The sequence below is a fragment of the Candidatus Kaelpia aquatica genome, from assembly GCA_030765335.1.
GTDB classification, from domain to species: Bacteria; Omnitrophota; Gorgyraeia; order Kaelpiales; family Kaelpiaceae; genus Kaelpia; species Kaelpia aquatica.
Genome location: JAVCCU010000041.1, coordinates 1 through 5,847 on the forward strand (window position 1 = coordinate 1; position 5,847 = coordinate 5,847).

Consider the following 5,847-nt stretch of genomic DNA (forward strand, 5'->3'; position numbering starts at 1 on the left):
ACCTCTGGTGTACCGGTTGTTCTGTCAAGGGCAAATGCCGGGTAGCTATGTTCGGTGTGGATAAGCGCTGAAGGCATCTAAGCGCGAAGCCCATTCCAAGATTAGGCGTCCCCTCTGACTTCGGTCAGAGATAAGGCACCTCGGAGACTACGAGGTTGATAGGCCCCAGGTGTAAGGCTAGCGATGGTTTTAGCCGAGGGGTACTAATATGCCGAATGGCTTGACTATCTTACTTATATCTTTATATCCTTAAATAAAATCAGCTTATAGCCTTAAAAACTATAAGCTGATAGCAATAATATTATAAATTATTCCTGGTGGTTATAGAACTGGGGCTACACCCGTTCCCATTCCGAATACGGAAGTTAAGCCCAGTATCGCCGATGGTACTGCCCTGGAGACGGGGTGGGAGAGTAGGACGCTGCCAGGTTTTTTTATTTTATGGGGGTTCTCTTTCTTTATTTGACTTTCATTATATAAGATGCTATAAATAACTTGTGGGCAAACAAGGAGGGAGAATGGTAAAAAAAGTATTTATAGCCGCTTCTCTATTAGTTTTATTATCAGTATATGCATTCGCATCTACTGTCTTTGTTATTGATTCTTCATATAATAATCATGGCGGTAAAGTCTGCAGTATAATTCAAGAGCAGGCGCCGGATGCCGATGTTGAATTTATTAAGATTGCTAATACTGCTGAGATATCTAATTTTACAGTTATATCAGCAATCTACGATGTTGTAGATAGAGTTAAAAGAGATAAAGAGTTAAGAGATGAAGGAGTTGTTTTAAACCTGAGCTTAGGCTCTTCTCATTATTCCCAGTCTTTAGCTGATGCGATTAAGGCTGCCCAAAATGCAGGCATAGTTGTTGTTGCAGCTGCTGGCAATGACGGGCAATACGCTACTAATTATCCCGCGGCATTACCCGGAGTAATCTCAGTTGGAGCGCTTGAGTATGACTATTATAGTAAGAAATATGTAACAGCTAAGTATTCTGGCTCTGGCAGAGTTTGGGCTCCAGCAAAGCATGCAGGCACGTCTTTCTCTTCTCCATTCGTTGCAGGTTCTATTGCTAATCTTATGGATAAGAATGATATCGGGGCTTATGAGGCTTCGAGGATAGTTTTAAATAATGCTCGAAATAATAATGGCGTAGTTAGCCCAAAAGAGGTTTCCGTGAGGAAGCCGTCTAATTATCAAGCTCCAAAACAGATTGTTCCTGATAGTGAGATTGTTTATAGATTGATTGCATTCATCCTATTTAGACATAGCAGGTTTCATTCTAATATCGTTAGAGCTATGCTTACAACACCTTCAAGCGGTATTGTAAGGCCCGATTTTAGGGCTGTTCTTATTCCAAGAAGAGGAGTGAGCGGTTCAAGTAGGTTCCCTATATATAAAGGAAGCGGAAGATTCTTTAGATGACCCCGTTATCTATTCTTTTATTAAATCCGGCATCTTTTTTAAATAGAGTGAATAATTCAAGAGTTTTTTATGTTTTTGATGCTGATGCGGTATTAGAGTTTGAGTTGGCTGAGCTGGATCTTAGCTTTGCAGGGGGATAAAACCTATGCTTGCAACTAAAGTTACAGTAAAAAACGGTTTTCAAGTAGTAGAAAAAACACAGCTATTTCTAATGTGTTGCTATTAAAAAGGATAGAGTTTATTTTTTTTTCAATATTTTAGGCATGAATCTTGAATATAAAGAGACGAGGTGAAAGAATGAAAGAGATAAAGTTGCAGACAATATTGAAAGTGCACTTAAAAGTAATAAAAGTTTCAGTGTGCAACTTTTTGTTAAAAAGTTATGAAAAACTTTTGGTAAGTTTGACAACTAAGTATTTATGTGCTATAAATACCATTGATGGAGAGAAAAGATATGAAAATTAAAATTTTGTTGAGTTTAGTTTTAATATTTGGATTGAGTATCTCTGGGTACTGTGCAGATCCTACCGCTCAACTTCATACAGAGACTATGTCTGATACTGGAATAGATGTTAGAGGTTCAGATATAATGATTAATCTAGGGGAAGATCTGCTTCCAGAATACGAGGTTTCTCTTATTGAAATGATAGTTATAAGAGAAAATGGGAATATAGTCAACGTTGAAGGTGTAGAGCATGGACTCAATGAAGATGGTAGTATTAAATATTCAAAGCCTCTAGACCTTGAAGGGATAAACTTAAATGGAAATGAATAAGAGTGGGTATAAATATTTGGTGATAGTTGCGAGCATTATAGCAGTATTATTTTTATTTAATAGTGCCATATCTTTTGCAGAAGAGTCTGAAGAAAGTAATGATAAAGAAGGGCGGCTCCCAGTAAGTAGCAGCAATGATGGTCAAAGGATGCAGCCTGTTTTAGAGTCTGATTCGGGAGGACAATCAGGAGATAGCGAGCAGAATGGTGAAGATCAAAAAGGGTTTCAGACAACAATTAAGTCAAACATTCGCTATAATAGTAAAGGCCGAGAGGTTGGCTGGGATGAAGAAAGATATGATTCTACCACACCGGATAAGATTGTATACGCTCATATAGAGGTTGAGTATGATGAGAATGTTCTTGATAGAGTAGTCCGTTATTATGAAGAGGGACATGCAGTAGGTCTTCCAGATGAGGGTGCATCAGAGGGGTTAGACAACCATTATACCTTAGAGAGAACCTATGACAGCTTTAATGATAATAATCAGGTTACCGGTTATACGGAGATTTATGATGGTGAGGACGAACACAGGGAGTCTTGTGTAACGAATATAATATATGATGAGAATGGTAATAAGAGTAGCTATCATGAAGAGGGCAGCAATGAGGATGGAACTTACTCTTTTGATAGAACCAATATCCGTTATAATAGTCTGAATCAAATAGTTGAATATAATGAGAGCGGAATTGATGTTGAGGATAATCAATATACCTCTCATACATATGGTATAACTTACAATTCTTACGGACAAAGAACTGGATATGTTACAGATAGTACGAGCTCAGGAAGCAATACTGAGCCCAGTGAAGATGGCTCATCAGAAACTACGACTACATCTACGAGCAGTTCCCATAGTGTTGTTACTAATATGAAATACAACACTTTAGGGCAGATGATAAGCTATGACGGTAGCTCTACATTTAATAGTATAGGGCACTCTGTCACTACTTATGTAGGATATCCTGGCAGGGAGACTGTATCAGATTATAGCTCTAGCGGTAGTTCTCAGACTGATTGGAAAGCTACTTATGATGAATATGGAGTTCAGACTGAATGCGGTACCAAGAGTAGTCAAAGCCATACTACAGGGACTTCAGTTACAACCGATGAAGCCAACCCTGATCTGGTAATTACTTCAGAGTTTTCAAGAGATTATGTTGATGGGCAGATGACGTATTCTTATGAAACTAGCCATAGTTCAGCATCTCCGGGTTTAACTACAACTGTTGAAAGAACTAATATAAGTTATAGTCAGTCACCTGTATATGATTGGGAAGAGAATGAATGGGATGCAGGCTTCAGCACAAGTTATACTGAAGTTGCTCATAGATATGGAAGCTATACTGATGAAGAAGGGAATTTACATCAGATAGATGAGACTATAACAACAAGCAGGTTAAGTACTACTCAAAATGAGTTAGAGCAGGTCACAGGTTATACTGAAGAGATTACTACCGTAGATCATACTAATTCAGATCAGTCTAGTACTGTGAGAGTAGAAATGTCTGATATGGTTTATGATGATAGCGGTCGTACGCTTAGCTATACTCAAATAACTACTACAGAAGGAGTTACTACTACCACAACTCGTTTAAATACACAATATAATTCTTGGGGTCAAGTTATAGAGTATGATGAAGATAGAGTTAGCTCTACAGATCTGAGTATTGTTACTCATATTCATAAAGAAGAAATAGAATACAACAGTTTTGGTCAGCTTACTCAATCGTTAGAGATACATAGAGATTCATCAGATGCAATAACCACTGTTCTAACATTAGGAGTTATATATAACGATTTAGGTGAAAGAGTAAAATCTTCTATCATTAACGATGTAATAGGCGGTCTTTCTTATCAAGAGACCCTAGAGTATGTAAGAAATTTTTATAAGGCTCTGAATGATGAGGAATTAAGGGACGCATATGGTTCTTTTGATATCTATGGTGATTTCACTGCTCTTACTGATGGAGCAATATATGTTGCAGATATTATAGCAGAAAATGATGGCATGAGTTTTGAAGAGGCATTAGAAATCGCAATTGAAGAAGTAGGTGGGGGGCATAATGAAACTTAAAAAGAAATTTAATTCTATAAGTTTTCTTCTAATAATAGTAAGTTTTGCAACATTTTTGCAGAAACCAGCAGCAGCTCAAGAATCAGGAGAGTATTTTAAATCAGGCAGATTGTATTATATAAACAGAGATATTGCTAAGGCAAAAAATTGCTTTGAGACAGCCCTAAAACTTAATCCTGAATACGCTGAAGCCTGGCGTGAATTAGGGGTGTGCTATATGGAGGAAGGGGATTTTGAGAAAGCGATAAACTTGCTTAGTCAATCTTTAGAATTAAACCCTGATTCTCCAAAATCCAACTATGCTATAGCTGTGGCTTATCTTAAGAAGGAAGAGCCGGATGTGGAGTTAGCAAAGAAATGTTATAACAAAGCTGTGAAGCTAGGATACAGTATTCCAGAGTGGTTTCTCTCTTTTCTTCAGCGTTGCGAAGAGGGGGTAAAAGTATATGAATAGTTTTAAAAAGTTATGGTTATGCTTGAAAAAAATAGATTTATGTGGTATAATTAAGGTAAGGAAAGATGGTAAGACAAATTAATGTAGTTAACAAAGGAGGCAGAAAGATGAAGAGAATATTGAGAAGTATATGCGGAGTTACTTTGGGTTTATTTGTTCTTTCAATATCTGCTTTTGGGAATGGATGGGGTAATCCTGGGAGTAGCATTACTGATGTTGATTTGCCCAATGGTTTTGAGTTAGACACAGGTTTTGCTGAAGTACCCCTACCTGCTAATGAAGATAGAATGGAAGTTCAGATAATAAGTACTAAGTCGACATATCTCGGTGATGGAAGATATTCCACTGAACAATCTATTTGGTCCTTGGTAGAGAAAGAGATTGATGGAGTCATGGAAATGGTATGGGAGCAACATTTTGTCTCCTCTCAGAACATAGATAGCTCTTCGTCCGCTGATGGAAGTTATAGTCGAACATCATCGATAGTTACAGAAGTAGATGGAACAGAAAGTTTAAGAGTAACAGAAACATGGGCTAAGAATGGAGAGACGTTTGAGCAGTGGACATTTGTTGTAGCTTTAGATGGTACTACTACGGTAAGTCATGCTAAGAATTATGATTATAGTGGCTCTCCCCGTAAACTAAGGAGTGTCGACACGCAAGTGGTTCAAGTAGAAGGTCTAGCGATAAGTTGGCCAGATATGGAAGATAGGATAGCTGGTATGCAAGTAGCTGAGGGTATGGACATTAATGCTGTAGCAGAAATGTATAATATTGGTGATGCGGGTAAGACGCTAGAATCTTATACTCAAATGAAATCACAAATGGTTTATGATCATCAAGATCGATTGATAGGTTCTTTAACAGTTACAAATGATGAGACTAGTGCCGTACGAAAGAGAGCAACATTTTTTGTATACACCGCGGAGGGTGATTCTAACGATTCAATCTCCGTTGGTGTCGTTTATGTAGGAGAAGGTCAATAATGGAAAGAATTAAAGAAAAACACACAGGATTAATCTTAATAGCGAGCCTACTTCTTTTGCTGCCGATCTTCTTTAGCAATTCAGCGGAAGGCTACTATGATCAGTTTACTGGTGGTTCTGGTGGTTCT

7 protein-coding genes and 2 rRNA genes are annotated in these 5,847 nt (G+C 37.8%); all 9 read left to right on the forward strand.

Features of this window, described 5'->3' with window-relative positions; all coding sequences use genetic code 11:
* Nucleotides 1-228: ribosomal RNA gene (locus P9X27_06645) — 23S ribosomal RNA — on the forward strand; the annotation flags it as partial.
* 85 nt (nt 229-313) lie between these two features.
* Nucleotides 314-430, forward strand: a 5S ribosomal RNA gene (rrf, locus tag P9X27_06650).
* Between the two features lie 88 nt (nt 431-518).
* On the forward strand, nt 519-1,427 hold the full coding sequence (locus tag P9X27_06655) for a S8 family serine peptidase (protein ID MDP8254054.1): 909 nt from the start codon (nt 519-521) through the stop codon (nt 1,425-1,427).
* Nucleotides 1,424-1,567: a hypothetical protein gene (locus P9X27_06660; GenBank protein ID MDP8254055.1), complete on the forward strand. Its 144-nt coding sequence runs from the start codon at nt 1,424-1,426 to the stop codon at nt 1,565-1,567. The genes P9X27_06655 and P9X27_06660 overlap by 4 nt, the downstream gene beginning before the upstream one ends.
* A gap of 157 nt (nt 1,568-1,724) precedes the next feature.
* Nucleotides 1,725-1,892, forward strand: coding sequence for a hypothetical protein (locus P9X27_06665; protein MDP8254056.1), 168 nt, complete (start codon nt 1,725-1,727; stop codon nt 1,890-1,892).
* Complete coding sequence (locus tag P9X27_06670; protein ID MDP8254057.1) at nt 1,882-2,202, forward strand: hypothetical protein; 321 nt, start codon at nt 1,882-1,884, stop codon at nt 2,200-2,202. The genes P9X27_06665 and P9X27_06670 overlap by 11 nt, the downstream gene beginning before the upstream one ends.
* Complete coding sequence (locus P9X27_06675) at nt 2,195-4,279, forward strand: hypothetical protein (GenBank protein MDP8254058.1); 2,085 nt, start codon at nt 2,195-2,197, stop codon at nt 4,277-4,279. The genes P9X27_06670 and P9X27_06675 overlap by 8 nt, the downstream gene beginning before the upstream one ends.
* Nucleotides 4,269-4,733: a tetratricopeptide repeat protein gene (locus P9X27_06680; GenBank protein ID MDP8254059.1), complete on the forward strand. Its 465-nt coding sequence runs from the start codon at nt 4,269-4,271 to the stop codon at nt 4,731-4,733. The genes P9X27_06675 and P9X27_06680 overlap by 11 nt, the downstream gene beginning before the upstream one ends.
* 107 nt (nt 4,734-4,840) lie before the next feature.
* Nucleotides 4,841-5,719: a hypothetical protein gene (locus P9X27_06685; protein ID MDP8254060.1), complete on the forward strand. Its 879-nt coding sequence runs from the start codon at nt 4,841-4,843 to the stop codon at nt 5,717-5,719.
* The last annotated feature ends 128 nt before the right edge of the window (nt 5,720-5,847 follow it).